General features: G+C 48.2%; 13 protein-coding genes. 10 read left to right on the top strand and 3 right to left on the bottom strand.

Features of this window, described 5'->3' with window-relative positions:
• Positions 1 to 130: 130 nt before the first annotated feature.
• The 4 genes from rpoD (at position 131) to CRG97_RS20045 (ending at position 4215) form a co-directional block, all read left to right on the top strand.
• Positions 131 to 1081: an RNA polymerase sigma factor RpoD gene (rpoD, locus tag CRG97_RS20060; protein ID WP_076322045.1), complete on the top strand. Its 951-nt coding sequence runs from the start codon at positions 131 to 133 to the stop codon at positions 1079 to 1081.
• 201 nt (positions 1082 to 1282) lie between these two features.
• On the top strand, positions 1283 to 2305 hold the full coding sequence (locus CRG97_RS20055) for a UDP-N-acetylmuramate dehydrogenase (protein ID WP_098746573.1): 1023 nt from the start codon (positions 1283 to 1285) through the stop codon (positions 2303 to 2305).
• Between the two features lie 126 nt (positions 2306 to 2431).
• Positions 2432 to 3361, top strand: a complete 930-nt coding sequence (locus CRG97_RS20050; protein ID WP_098746571.1) for a manganese-dependent inorganic pyrophosphatase — start codon at positions 2432 to 2434, stop codon at positions 3359 to 3361.
• Between the two features lie 338 nt (positions 3362 to 3699).
• A complete protein-coding gene (locus CRG97_RS20045) occupies positions 3700 to 4215 on the top strand; it encodes a hypothetical protein (protein ID WP_098746569.1) in 516 nt (171 codons plus the stop codon).
• 118 nt (positions 4216 to 4333) lie between these two features.
• Here CRG97_RS20045 and CRG97_RS20040 read toward each other — a convergent pair whose 3' ends face one another.
• A complete protein-coding gene (locus CRG97_RS20040; RefSeq protein WP_098746560.1) occupies positions 4334 to 5059 on the bottom strand; it encodes a hypothetical protein in 726 nt (241 codons plus the stop codon).
• 281 nt (positions 5060 to 5340) lie between these two features.
• On the opposite strand from CRG97_RS20040, the gene CRG97_RS20035 reads away from it, so the two are divergent.
• The 6 genes from CRG97_RS20035 (at position 5341) to CRG97_RS20010 (ending at position 11049) form a co-directional block, all read left to right on the top strand.
• Entirely contained in the window at positions 5341 to 6108 is a 768-nt protein-coding gene (locus CRG97_RS20035) for an amino acid ABC transporter substrate-binding protein (protein WP_098746558.1), read from the top strand.
• 159 nt (positions 6109 to 6267) lie between these two features.
• Positions 6268 to 6927 (top strand): amino acid ABC transporter permease, encoded by a 660-nt coding sequence (locus tag CRG97_RS20030; protein WP_076322039.1) that lies wholly within the window; start codon positions 6268 to 6270, stop codon positions 6925 to 6927.
• Positions 6928 to 6942: 15 nt separating this feature from the next.
• Positions 6943 to 7689: an amino acid ABC transporter ATP-binding protein gene (locus CRG97_RS20025; RefSeq protein WP_098746556.1), complete on the top strand. Its 747-nt coding sequence runs from the start codon at positions 6943 to 6945 to the stop codon at positions 7687 to 7689.
• 194 nt (positions 7690 to 7883) lie between these two features.
• Positions 7884 to 9377, top strand: a complete 1494-nt coding sequence (locus tag CRG97_RS20020; RefSeq protein WP_098746554.1) for an alpha-N-arabinofuranosidase — start codon at positions 7884 to 7886, stop codon at positions 9375 to 9377.
• Between the two features lie 9 nt (positions 9378 to 9386).
• Positions 9387 to 9665 (top strand): DUF6171 family protein, encoded by a 279-nt coding sequence (locus tag CRG97_RS20015; protein ID WP_098746552.1) that lies wholly within the window; start codon positions 9387 to 9389, stop codon positions 9663 to 9665.
• Between the two features lie 142 nt (positions 9666 to 9807).
• A complete protein-coding gene (locus CRG97_RS20010; RefSeq protein ID WP_098746551.1) occupies positions 9808 to 11049 on the top strand; it encodes an MFS transporter in 1242 nt (413 codons plus the stop codon).
• A 334-nt stretch (positions 11050 to 11383) separates the two neighbouring features.
• Here the strand turns inward: CRG97_RS20010 and CRG97_RS20005 are convergent, their stop codons facing one another.
• A complete protein-coding gene (locus CRG97_RS20005) occupies positions 11384 to 11776 on the bottom strand; it encodes a DoxX family protein (RefSeq protein ID WP_098746549.1) in 393 nt (130 codons plus the stop codon).
• Between the two features lie 136 nt (positions 11777 to 11912).
• Positions 11913 to 12827, bottom strand: coding sequence for an AraC family transcriptional regulator (locus CRG97_RS20000; RefSeq protein WP_098746547.1), 915 nt, complete (start codon positions 12825 to 12827; stop codon positions 11913 to 11915).
• Between the last annotated feature and the right edge of the window lie 95 nt (positions 12828 to 12922).

Below are 12922 nucleotides of genomic sequence, written 5' to 3'. Positions count from 1 at the left end.
AATATATTAGAAGTTGATATAGTGTGAAAAATATGCTAGAATGAAGGATAAATAACTATTGGCTTAATGTCATAATAACCTAATGCTAGATTAGCATGAAAATATGGGATTGTCAACAGGGGGGCATAGAATGGAGAACCGTCAAAGTGCGGATTTTGCATTGGAACGAGAGGTTACGGATACAGAGAAAGCGGCTAATTCTCCGACAGAGGATTTTTCGGTTCATGACGATCTCTCACTTCCACCAGGCATCAAGATTAGCGATCCGGTTCGCATGTACCTGAAAGAAATCGGTCGGGTTCCCCTCCTTACAGCCGATGAAGAAGTGGAACTGTCCAAACGAATAGAGGAGGGAGATGAAGAAGCGAAACGCCGTTTGGCCGAAGCGAATCTTCGTCTCGTTGTAAGTATAGCAAGACGCTATGCTGGTCGGGGAATGCAGTTCCTTGATCTGATACAGGAAGGCAATATGGGCCTGATCAAAGCGGTGGAGAAGTTCGATTACTCCAAGGGCTTTAAGTTTAGTACGTATGCCACCTGGTGGATTCGCCAGGCGATAACCCGCTCGATCGCTGACCAAGCAAGAACGATCCGGATTCCGGTGCATATGGTAGAGACGATTAATAAGCTCGTCCGTGTCTCCAGGCAGCTCCTTCAAGAGTTGGGGCGCGAACCGACGCCGGAAGAAATCGGTAAAGAGATGGATATCACGCCGGAAAAAGTTCGTGAGATCCAGAAGGTATCCCAAGAACCTGTGTCTCTGGAAACGCCGGTCGGCGAGGAAAGCGACTCCAACCTGGGTGATTTCATTGAGGATCAGGACGCATTGGCTCCGGCAGATGCCGCGGCGTTTGAGCTGCTGAAGGAACAGCTGGAGGAAGTGCTGGATACGCTCACCGAGCGTGAAGAGAATGTGCTCCGGCTGCGCTTTGGACTTGAGGATGGACGGACCCGCACCCTGGAGGAAGTAGGGCAGGTGTTCGGCGTTACGCGTGAACGCATTCGGCAGATTGAGGCGAAGGCGCTTCGTAAATTGCGTCATCCGAGCCGCAGCAAACGTCTCAAGGATTTCCTCGAATAATCCTGGGCATGAATAAAGAGATCATGAATGAATCCCTTGGTTACGGTCTAATGGCTGTAATCCAGGGATTTTTTGCTATTTAGCCAGGATTCCACTCCAGTTTGACACCACCCAAGTAGTTGGATCATAATGATGTAACATCCCCACATTTAGTAAGGAATGTTGTGCCTAATGTGAAGAATAGGGAGTGACATGTCTACGATGACTTTACATACATCTGCTATCGACCGATTGTGCAAGCGCAATGTGGAGCTGTCTGCTTTTTCTACGTATGGGATCGGCGGTTCAGCCAATTATCTGGCCTTGCCTGAAACGGCAAATGACCTGGCGGATCTGCTGCAAGACTGCAGGAAACGCGGGATGCCATGGTACATCTTCGGGATGGGCTCCAATATCCTGTTCCCGGATGAACCGAACCATGATCTGGTGTTTATATCGCTCAAAAACCTGGTGGATCTTCGAGTGTCAGGAGATAAATGGTACGTTTCATCCGGCGCGCCCATGTCGCTACTGTCCTTGATGGGTTTAATGGGTGGGACGGATTTGCTCGACTTTACTTTTTTGCTGCCAGGCTGCGTAGGGGCCGGCATCTATATGAACGCCAAATATAATGCGCGCCAAATCTGCGATATTTTGGACACGGTTTATTATATCGATACAACGGATTCGAGCTTAAAGGTACAGTCCATTCCCGTGGCGGACTGTTTATTTGCATACAAGCAATCCATCTTCCAGCAGCACCCTTGGATTATAGTTGGCGCCGATCTCAATATTCCGGTCAGCTCGGAGGAGCAGATCAGCATGACGTCCGAACTGCTTACGGAGTGGAAGACCCGCGGCAGCCATCCATCATCCTTGCCGTCCTTTTTCTCATTCTTCCTGGGTGAGGTGCACGCGTTGGCAGGAAGAGGAATCGAGACGCCGCAGTCAATGCTTGACATCATCAAGTACCGGACGAGTAAACGCCATTTCGATTACCCGTCCTGCGGTTCCGTATTCAAAAATAATTATGATTATGGGGTAGCCGTCGGCTCGCTCGTGGATCAGCTGAATATGAAAGGAACCGAATATGGCGGCGCGATCATCTCCCCGCATCACGGTAACATGATTCTGAACCAGAAGCATGCCAAGGCAACCGATATCCTGTACTTGATGAATCTGATCTCGGAGTCGATTAACAACCATTTTGGATTCGTTCCGGAACCGGAAATTGTATTGGTATAAACACGACCTAAAAATAATCTCTGTAAAGGAATTGGAATAAGTAGAATTTAACGATATAATCAGATAGGTGATCATCTGTTTATCGATATAAACGATGAAATTTATGTTGCGAGAGGGGCATTATATATGGCAAAAACATTAATTTTTGGACACAAAAATCCGGATACGGACACGATCTGCTCTGCTATTGCTTATGCTGATTTGAAGAACCAGCTCGGCCTTTCCGCCGAGCCCGTACGTCTTGGAGACGTTAACGGTGAAACGCAATATGCGCTCGATTACTTTAAGGTAGAAGCTCCTCGGTTCGTTGAGACGGTTGCAAGCGAAGCGCAAGACGTTATTCTCGTGGACCATAACGAGCGTCAACAAAGCGCAAGCGACATTGATCAAGTTCGCGTGATTGAGGTTATCGATCATCACCGCATCGCGAATTTTGAGACAAGCCATCCATTATATTACCGTGCTGAGCCTGTCGGCTGCACAGCCACCATTCTAAACAAGATCTACAAGGAAAAAGGTGTAGCCGTTCGTAAAGAAATTGCTGGCCTGATGCTGTCCGCCATCATCTCGGACTCCCTGTTGTTCAAATCCCCAACCTGCACGGACGAAGATATCGCAGCAGCTCGCGAGCTGGCTGAGATCGCTGGCGTGGATGCAGACAGCTATGGGTTGGAGATGCTTAAGGCAGGCGCCGATCTGAGCGACAAAACCATCGCGCAATTGATCTCCCTGGACGCCAAGGAATTCCAAATGGGCGGAGCCAAAGTGGAAATCGCACAGGTTAACGCGGTCGATACCAATGATGTATTGTCCCGTCAAGCAGAACTCGAAGATGCGATTCAAGGGATTATCGCTGACAAAAACCTCGACCTGTTCGTCTTCGTCGTAACAGATATTCTGAACAACGATTCAATCGCTCTTGCACTCGGTAAAGGGTCCAAAGCCGTTGAGAAAGCATACAATGTGTCTCTGTCGGAGAACAAGGCCCTGCTTAAAGGTGTGGTTTCCCGCAAATCGCAGATCGTTCCTGTCCTGACCGAAGCATTCAATCAATAATATTTGGTGTGAATTTAAACAAGCCTGACCATCGACTGAGGAATCAGCGGGGAGGGCTTGTTTTTTATTTTGGATGTTTCCCGGTTCGACCATAACGGACGATCCTTCATCGTTCCCATATTTAAGCTCTTACGAAGAATGAAATATTGTAATGAATTTACATCAAATTGACATCCATTTTACCAAGTGGGTCCTTATAATAAAGATATGAATGATAAAATACATATACGTTTCAAATATCCAGGAATTGGGTTAATGATATTTAATGTACGATAAGTCGGGTTGGGTTCACAAGCTAAATCTATTTAATAGAAGGATGAAGAGGGAGCGATGAGAAGATGAAGAAGTCGGCTTGGAAATTGGGAGCAATGATGCTGCCGGTACTGATCATGATGACAACCGTTGGCGTAGCCTCAGGCAACAATTATGAGCCGGTTCCGAAAGCTTCGAATCAGGAAGCTGTCTACATCAACGGCCTTGAGATTAGAGACGGCAAGGTCTATCTGCAAGTAGATCCGATTGAATGGTATGAGGGAGAGGAAGCGAATCAGGTATTCCGCGAACGGGAGCAGGACCCTGAGATGACGGAAGCTCTGGACGGCTATTATATCGTAAACGATACGGAAGAACAGATTGAACTTCCTGTGGCAGACGATGCAGAAGTGCTGCTTCAGTTGTACGATCATACCGGACGGTATGAGGATGCCCAGATTTCCTGGAACCAGCTGGTAAGTCTGGATAAATTCACGGGCATCTACAGAAAGGATGATATCGTAGATATGAAATGGTTTCCATTTCATATCACCGTCGAAGATGGCGTCGTTGTGAAGATGATCCAACAATACGTGCCTTAAATGGATGATAAATAGAATAAACGGATGATAATAAAGAGCCGCTCCATTGGTTATTCCTAACCGCTGGAGCGGCTCTTGTGCTGTCCAATGACAAAAGGGTCAAGCGCAAGCGGGCACTTTACCGACTGTGTTTCATCGGCTTGAGTTTACCATTCACCACATCGCTGACGAACGGAGCAATTTTGGATTTGCGCTCCTCGTATTCCTCCTTCGTCAGTTTGCCTTCGGTCAACTTCTGATCCAAGCGCTTGGTAAGTGCCTGGACTTGTTGATCAATGACGGACTGGACGGGCACGCCTTGCTCCTTCGCGATCTGAGCCAATGATTTTCCGGATTGGAGAGACTGCTTGAGTGCTTCCGGCGTCGTCTTCAGAAGCTTGGCCAGCTCGACGCTATCCGAGATTAATCGGCCATGACGCTGATGCATCCGCTGCTGATGCCATCCGCCTTTGGCGTCAAGCAGCTTGTCTGCGGCAGCGGAGTAATCGATGGATTTACCCAGCTGCTTCGGATGCGAGGCGATTTTATCCTTTAACAGCTCAACGATCTTGGCTTTCATGGCATCTCTAGATATACCTTGTTCCTTGGCTATTTCCGCGAGTGTCGAAGTTTTGAGTTTATTCTGAAGAACTTGCGGTTCCAGCTTCAGAAATTGGGAGATTGCCTTGAACATATGACCGGGTTTATGTTGCCCGCGTTCGTCTTTGGTCGAAGGAACAGCCGGTGATTCTGTTTGCTTTCCAATCGGTTCCGCTGAGACCGAGACGGGAAGATAAGCGAGGCCCATAACTACAGCGATGGCGACAAGCACCAGCCGCTTCACTGACTTCAAGTGGGTTGTCATTGTTGTTTACCGCCTTTCTTGATGTTGGTCTTACAGTCCATCATTCTTTCCCGCTAAACTGAAATCATCCTTAAAGTAACCTTAAAATAGGATGAAAATACATAAATTTCTTGTCAAATGGTGAAAATTGGCCATTCTATGAAACTATCGACTCTTCTCTGCTAATATGGTATCATGGAGTCTTGATAACGTATTAAAGTGAAAAAGCAGTTTGCATATGAAACGGATTCCTAAACATCCTGAATATGGCTGCGTTTAATGTCTACGAGGGGGATTTTTTGGTGAAAAAGATAGCATCCGTATTAGCAGGCTTCATGCTTTTATTAACTGTAGTCGGCTGTTCAAGCTCAGCGAGCGATAGCAATGAGCTGGTTGTCGGGATTGACGACAAGTTCGCGCCCATGGGTTTTCGTGACGAGAGCAATGAAATTGTTGGCTTTGATATCGATTATGCTCGTGCAGCCGCCGAGAAGATGGGCAAGGAAATCAAGTTTCAACCCATTGACTGGAAATCGAAGGAGTCCGAGCTTAGCAGCGGTCGTATTGATTTGATATGGAACGGCTATACCATTACTGATGAGCGCAAGGAGAAGGTGTTGTTCACCAAGCCTTATCTGGAGAATAGCCAGGTCGTCGCCGTACTAGCTGATTCGGATATAACTTCGATCAGCGATTTGGCAGGCAAACAGGTCGGCTTGCAGTCGCTATCCTCAGCTGCTGATGCGTTAAGTGCCAACGAGATTCACACGCAAGTGAAGAAGATCAACGAATTTCCTGACAATATGCTGGCTCTGAGCGATCTGAAGAATGGACGCGTAGAGGCTGTGATCATAGACGAAGTCGTGATGAAATACTTCATGTCCAAGGAAGAGGGAACATACAAGATTCTCGAGGAATCACTGGCACCGGAGCAGTACGGCATTGGAGTTAAGAAAGGCAACGAGGAGCTGCTTCAAAGTCTGCAAAAAGCACTGGACGACATGAATGCCGATGGTACGGCAGCCAAAATTTCCGAGAAATGGTTTGGCGAAAACAAAGTGTTGAAGTAGGACGTTCTCACAAGGATGGTTATTCATCCTTCCATAGGTATTTCCAGAAACCGGACTTTGACCAAAGGCTCCGGTTTTGTGTTCCCTGCTATGGGTCTACGATATCTTTGAAGAACTTCCAGCATCTCAAGAAGTTTTTCCATTAGGAGTTAAGAGTATATGAGTATGGATTACATTGTTCAAATCGGCAAACCGATGCTGGAGGGCGCACAGACAACGATCCTGTTGTTTTTAATTGCCATCCTGGTCTCCATCCCGCTCGGGTTTGTGTTCACGTTAATGGTTCGAAGCGCAATCAAGCCGCTGGCTTGGTTGGCCAATGCCTATATTTATGTTTTTCGGGGTACGCCGCTGCTGCTGCAGCTGCTATTCTTTTGCTTCGGGCTGCCGGTGCTGCCCGTGATCGGCGAGTATCTCGTTTTAGACCGTTTTGTAGCCGCAAGCTTGGCTTTTGTGCTAAACTATGCTGCTTATTTTGCGGAAATCTTCCGGGGAGGCCTTTTGGCGATTGATAAGGGTCAATATGAAGCGTCCAAGGTGCTGGGCCTAAACCGCTGGCAAACGACCACGAAAGTGATTCTGCCCCAAATGTTTCGCGTAGCCCTGCCGGCGGTATCCAACGAATCCATTACGCTGGTGAAAGATACGGCGCTGCTGTATGCCGTGGCGGTTCCGGAGCTGCTGCACTTTGCCTATACGGCGGTCAATCGCGATGTCACGATTATGCCGTTTTTCATCGCGGGTGTTATTTATCTACTGATGACGCTAGTGTTAACCATGTTATTTAAGTTTCTGGAACGCCGATTTAAATATGAATAGAAGGACTGTCGTGTAATGGCAATTATCGAAGTAACCCATGTAAAAAAATCCTTCGGCCAGCTGGACGTGCTGAAGGACGTCAGCTTTGAGATACAGAAGAATGAAGTGATTGCCGTCATCGGGCCTTCTGGCTCGGGTAAGAGCACCATGCTCCGGAGCCTGGTGCATCTGGAGGAGATCAATGGCGGATCGATCAAGCTACAGGATCAATATCTCGTAAAGGATGGCGTGTATGTCAGCCCACCGCAGATCAAAGCGATCACAGCCCGGATGGGCATGGTATTCCAGCATTTCAACCTGTTTCCTCATCTCACGGTACAGGAGAATCTGGGGCTGGCACCTAAACATGTGAAGAAACAATCGAAAGAAGAGGTTAGATTAAACAGCGCAGCGCTTCTGCAGAAGGTCGGTTTATCTGATAAAGCGGATGTATATCCTGGAAATTTATCGGGCGGGCAGAAGCAGCGCGTGGCCATTGCGAGAGCGCTGATGATGAATCCGGACATCATGCTGTTTGATGAACCGACATCGGCGCTGGATCCCGAGCTGACAGGCGAGGTGCTGGCGGTCATCAAGCAGTTGGCCGAGGAGCATATGACGATGGTGATCGTGACGCATGAGATGAGTTTTGCCAAAGAAGTGGCAGACCGAATTATCTTCATGGATAACGGACAGGTCGTCGAATCCGGCACGCCGGATCAAATATTTAACCAACCGAAGGTAGAGCGGACCCGGGAATTTTTAATTCGGGCGACGCGTTGAACAGTGACTGGCTCAGAGCTCGATCGCAAGATCGACTTTGGGCCGGTCTTTTTTTGCGAAAAATAAGGCTATTTCGTGAAAGCGTTTAAATTACGGGTTGACGGAATCCAGTTTGGTCGATATCATTGTTTTAAAGATTATTAAATCATTTTATATAAACATCTACAAAACAAGAGCGAGGAGCGGAATAAGTCATGAGTCATGTTATTACCATTCATTCGGATGTATCCAAAGGTAAAATCAATCGCAATATTTATGGTCATTTCTCCGAGCATCTGGGCCGCTGCATTTATGAGGGCATATGGGTGGGTGAGGATTCACCGATTCCGAACACGGAGGGGATCCGCAATGATGTACTGGTGGCGCTGAAACAGCTTAACATACCGGTGCTGCGCTGGCCCGGTGGTTGTTTTGCCGACGAGTACCACTGGAAGGACGGCGTCGGTCCGCGCGAGAATCGGAAGCAAATGGTCAATACGCACTGGGGCGGCGTTGTGGAGAACAATCATTTTGGCACGCACGAATTCCTCCGTCTTTGCGAGCTCTTGGGTTGCGAACCTTACATATCCGGCAATGTTGGCAGCGGTACCGTGCAGGAGATGTCGGAATGGGTTGAATATATGACCTTCGATGGCGTGTCGCCGATGGCTGCGTGGCGTCAGGAGAATGGCCGCGAGAAGCCTTGGAACGTGAAATATTTTGGCGTTGGGAATGAGAACTGGGGCTGCGGAGGCAATATGCGGCCAGAATATTATGCGGACCTGTACAGACGCTATCAGACTTATGTTCGCAACTATGGCGATAACAAGATCTACAAGATTGCCTGCGGCCCGAACGTCGATGATTACCGCTGGATGGAAACCGTGATGAGAGAAGCGCATCCGTTTATGGATGCCATCAGTCTTCACTATTACACGATTCCGGGCGAATTCTGGACAGGCAAAGGCGCCGCTACCGGATTCAGTGAACAGGAATGGTTCACCACGATGAAGAAGGCGCTTCATATGGATGAATTGATTACCAGACACTCGGCGATCATGGACCAGTATGATCCTAATAAGCGAATCGGCCTCATTGTAGACGAGTGGGGGACCTGGTTTGATGTAGAGCCTGGCACCAACCCGGGCTTCCTGTATCAGCAGAATACGATCCGTGATGCCTTGGTGGCGGGGCTAACGCTGAATATCTTCCACGAGCATAATGATCGGGTGGTCATGGCCAACATTGCGCAGGTTGTCAATGTCCTTCAGTCCGTCATCTTGACCGAAGGCGAGAAGATGATCCTGACTCCGACCTATCATGTGTTTGATATGTATAAAGTGCATCAGGATGCAGAACGTTTGGCAACCAACTACAGCGGCGCCGATTACGAGATGGACGGCGAGAAGATTCCGCAAGTATCTGTAACGGCCTCGAAGGATCAAGCCGGCAAAATCCATGTGAGCCTGTGTAATGTGAGCCACACGGAGCAAAGTGACGTGACGATTCAGCTTCGAGGATTAAACGGAGTCGTGTCCAAGATCGTAGGCCAGCAGCTTGCCTCCGATTCGCTGGACGCTCATAACACCTTTGAGACGCCGGAGACCCTGAGGCCGGCGGCATTCCATGCTTTTGAACAGGAAGGCGACGTTCTGCGTGCGAAGCTGGCACCGATGTCCGTTACCGTTCTCGAGATCACGGCAGGATAAACGAAGGTGATGGCGGATAATCGGTGTAAAGGTTGTCATGACGATTACCAGGTTAACGATGAACAAATTACACGTGTCCTATCTTCTCCCATGTTTGCGTCTGACCGGTGCGTGTCGGATGGTGAGTATGACGCCCGTCTGCGTGCGTGCTTCTCTTGTCCAAAGCTGCAAGGGGACACGACGTGCACGCTATGCGGCTGTATCGTACAGATCACTGCAAAGCTGAAAGACAAGCGGTGTCCTTATCCGGGGCAAGACCGTTGGTCGGTTGCCAGTAGCGCTTCATAGCAGATTATAGTCAGGTCTGCTCTCATGGATGGATCATGGGAGCAGGCTTTTATTAGTATGGGAGAACTTCCATTATCTTTACAGAAACTTTCAACCTATGTTATGACTATTAGAAAAAAGATCATCAGGATAGGGTGTGAACATGAAAAGAGGAGGCTTTCTATACTACTGGACCGCGCATTCGAGCATTTCGCTGGCAGGCGTTGTCTACATCATGGTACTGACAACCTTTATGTATCAAGAATCCGGCTCGGCCTTTATTGCCGCGTTGTTCCCGCTGTTTAATGCAGTCGCACGGTTTGTCGCCGGTCTTACGGCTCCGCTTGTCATGGAGAAATTCGGCTTCTCCAAGCTTCTGGTAAGGCTTCAAGTCATGAAAGCTCTGTTGTTAACCGCATTGGTCATTGCATTCCCATACATATCATCTCAGGTTTCCATACTATGTATGTTTATCTTGTTCATTGCTTTTACCGAAGGATGGGGAAACCCGCTCATCCAGTCCATGGTTCCGAGATTAGTTGCACCTGACCGATTGGTTAAGGCCAACAGCTCACTATCCGTGACCAGCCAATCCTTGCAGATTGCAGGATATACCTTTACGGGCTTTCTAGTTGTACGGTTTGGACATATGCCGACTTTAATCATGAGCTGCGTACTCATCTGGGTATCCGTCTTGTGCCTTTGGATCGCAGCGCGCTCCATGAAGGCGAAGGAACCGGCTGCAGTTGGACGAGCAAAACCAAGCTGGGAAGTGATTCGTGAAGGCTGGTTCTACCTGTGGAGAAATCCTACATTAAGAATCGTCACGATGATGGATATGATTGAAGGGATTGCCGGAACCATCTGGGTGGGAGCCATCACGCTGGTGTATGTCAAGGAAGTGCTGCATCAAGGCGAAGCTTGGTGGGGATTTATTAACGCCAGTTATTATGTAGGCGCCATTGTGGGTGGGTTACTGATGCTGCTGCTGTCTTCCTTTATCCAGAAAAATCTGATTCCATGCATGGCCGTAGGTTCAGCGGTGTTCAGTTTGCTTACCCTGTGGTATGGCCTGAACAGTATCCCGATCGTGGCTTTGATCCTGTGTATCGCGATGGGACCGGCCTACCAGCTGCGGGATGTGGCGCAGCAAACCGCGCTTCAATCCAGTGTAAATCAAGAGATGCTGCCGAAAATTTACGCTTCGCGTGATATCTTGCTATCCACGGTAACGAGTTTATCGATTGCCATAATTGGTCTAATAGCGGATACACTCGGCATTCGCATGGTGTACATTGCAGGTTCAATCTGTATTGCGATATCCGCAGGGTTGTCGTTCACGCTTCTGAGATTGCAGAGGAATTCGGCTTTAGGGGCGGAAACGGGCGGCAGCAACTTTTCATAACATGTTATAAAAAGAGCCGTACCTGGATCAGGGTCATGGGAGTCTGATCGTCAGGTACGGCTTTTTTAAGATATCAGAAAGTATAAACTTCGAAGGATCTGCTGCCTGATATCGCAAGAAAAACTATCGCTAAATGCGGTCTGTCTTCTTTGAGAGTACGTCGATAGACGTTTTTCTTTAGATGTCAGAAAGTATAAACTTCGAAGGATCTGCTGCCTGATATCGCAAGAAAAACTACCGCTAAACGCGGTCTGTCTTCTTTGAGAGTACGTCGATAGAAGTTTTTCTTACATGAGGTCGTCGCCTCGGATACCGGCGAGCCTTTGCGTTTACTTTAGGCTTTGTTCTTCTTGCTAAACAATGAATCAACTGAGAGCAGGCTGCTGCCGCTAAGGGCAAGGTGGACAGCCATTGCGAGCAGCGCTATATCCAATTCATAGCCATTTAGGAAGCCCATGCCCAACTTGGCCTGAAAAATAGCAACGACAAGCACAACGCCAAGAATAAGGGAGGCAATTCTCGTTCCCAAACCGATAATCAGTGCAATACCGCCCACAATTTCGATAATGGCCACTACGGACGCCATGAATGCGGGGATACCCAAACTTGCGAAAAAGCCCTCGATATTTCCGATGCCGCTCTGGAATTTATCCAAACCGTGAGCCAAAAAGATGACCCCCAGAATAACTCGAATAATAAATGTACCCGTAGAAGAATAACTACGCATGAATGGTAACAGCTCCTTGTTTTTGTTTTTAATTGTTATCAACTAACTTTTGTATAGCTGAAACTATAGATTGTATCATACTCAATAATGCTGTCAATTGTCAAGTAACTTACTAAAATTAATCAAATTCCACTATTTAGTGTCTGGGACGGTATTCGGTTGGCGACTGCCCAGTCCAGCGGCGGAATTGTCTTGAAAAATGGCTGGCTGAGCGAAAACCGAGTTTGTCTGCGATCGCCGTCATTGGCAGATGGGTCGTGACCAGCAGTTCCTTGGCTAGGGTGAGCTTTTGACGGCTGATATATTGTCTTGGCGATATTCCGTAAACCTGGCGAAACAGCTTGCTGCATTGGCTGCGGCTTAAATTAAGCTCTTTGGATACCGCTGCGACAGAGATCTCCTCTGTGAGCCCTGATGATAATTTCTCTTCTATGGCATGCGCCGCATCGGCAGCATGCAAGGAAGACGGTTTATGCGAGCCTGCTGCAGCCTGTGTTGACGAAGGCAGCTTGACTTCATCCTGCACCTTGAGAAGTGAGAGCACATCGTGGATGATGAGCAATGTATAGGACTGGAGCAGCAGCCTGTCTTCAAAGGTGAGATTGTATTCCGCCCTTGGGTTCTCCGGGTGAAGCGAATGGGGTGCCGGCTGACTCCGTCGAACGATTCCCTCCAGCTCTTGGACGTATCCCTTCAGATTGCTGTGTTCGCTTTCCTGCTGGCGAATGTGACGGTAAGGGGCGGCGGACAATAAACTCCGAATTTCCTGATCATCGAGATCAAAATGAACATTAAAGTATCCATATGGTCCGCTCGCCAGATTCGTGGTTTGATGGGGAACTCCGGATTTGATCAGAAGCCATTCTCCTTGCCGCAGCGTAAAAGACTCCCGATGAATTTCCTGCAGGACCTCACCCTCCAGACAGTACAGCAGCTCGAACAGATGATGATGATGCCTCGGATAACTCCAACCGGGTGGATGGGAATCAAAAAGGCATCCTGTTACTTGAAGCGTGTGAATCATATTAGGAAAGCGAAAAGCGATATCCATAATGGTCAGGCTCCTTTGGCATCGAAAATTCCAGTGATTATGCCATATATATTATCATAATAGGAGCTTGCGATTCTGAATATTCGGCACAAAAG

Origin of the sequence: Paenibacillus sp. EZ-K15 (assembly GCF_002573715.1) — a bacterium.
In the GTDB taxonomy this organism is placed as follows: Bacteria; Bacillota; Bacilli; order Paenibacillales; family Paenibacillaceae; genus Paenibacillus_AQ.
This window is presented reverse-complemented; position numbering and strand designations above follow the sequence as displayed.

Coding starts and splice junctions, on each gene's coding strand:
- CRG97_RS20000 (WP_098746547.1), bottom strand. CDS start 12,827: ATGGATATCGCTTTTCGCTTTCCTAATATGATTCACACGCTTCAAGTA.
- CRG97_RS20030 (WP_076322039.1), top strand. CDS start 6,268: ATGAGTATGGATTACATTGTTCAAATCGGCAAACCGATGCTGGAGGGC.
- CRG97_RS20055 (WP_098746573.1), top strand. CDS start 1,283: ATGACTTTACATACATCTGCTATCGACCGATTGTGCAAGCGCAATGTG.
- CRG97_RS20025 (WP_098746556.1), top strand. CDS start 6,943: ATGGCAATTATCGAAGTAACCCATGTAAAAAAATCCTTCGGCCAGCTG.
- CRG97_RS20005 (WP_098746549.1), bottom strand. CDS start 11,776: ATGCGTAGTTATTCTTCTACGGGTACATTTATTATTCGAGTTATTCTG.
- rpoD (WP_076322045.1), top strand. CDS start 131: ATGGAGAACCGTCAAAGTGCGGATTTTGCATTGGAACGAGAGGTTACG.
- CRG97_RS20020 (WP_098746554.1), top strand. CDS start 7,884: ATGAGTCATGTTATTACCATTCATTCGGATGTATCCAAAGGTAAAATC.
- CRG97_RS20045 (WP_098746569.1), top strand. CDS start 3,700: ATGAAGAAGTCGGCTTGGAAATTGGGAGCAATGATGCTGCCGGTACTG.
- CRG97_RS20050 (WP_098746571.1), top strand. CDS start 2,432: ATGGCAAAAACATTAATTTTTGGACACAAAAATCCGGATACGGACACG.
- CRG97_RS20015 (WP_098746552.1), top strand. CDS start 9,387: ATGGCGGATAATCGGTGTAAAGGTTGTCATGACGATTACCAGGTTAAC.
- CRG97_RS20040 (WP_098746560.1), bottom strand. CDS start 5,059: ATGACAACCCACTTGAAGTCAGTGAAGCGGCTGGTGCTTGTCGCCATC.
- CRG97_RS20010 (WP_098746551.1), top strand. CDS start 9,808: ATGAAAAGAGGAGGCTTTCTATACTACTGGACCGCGCATTCGAGCATT.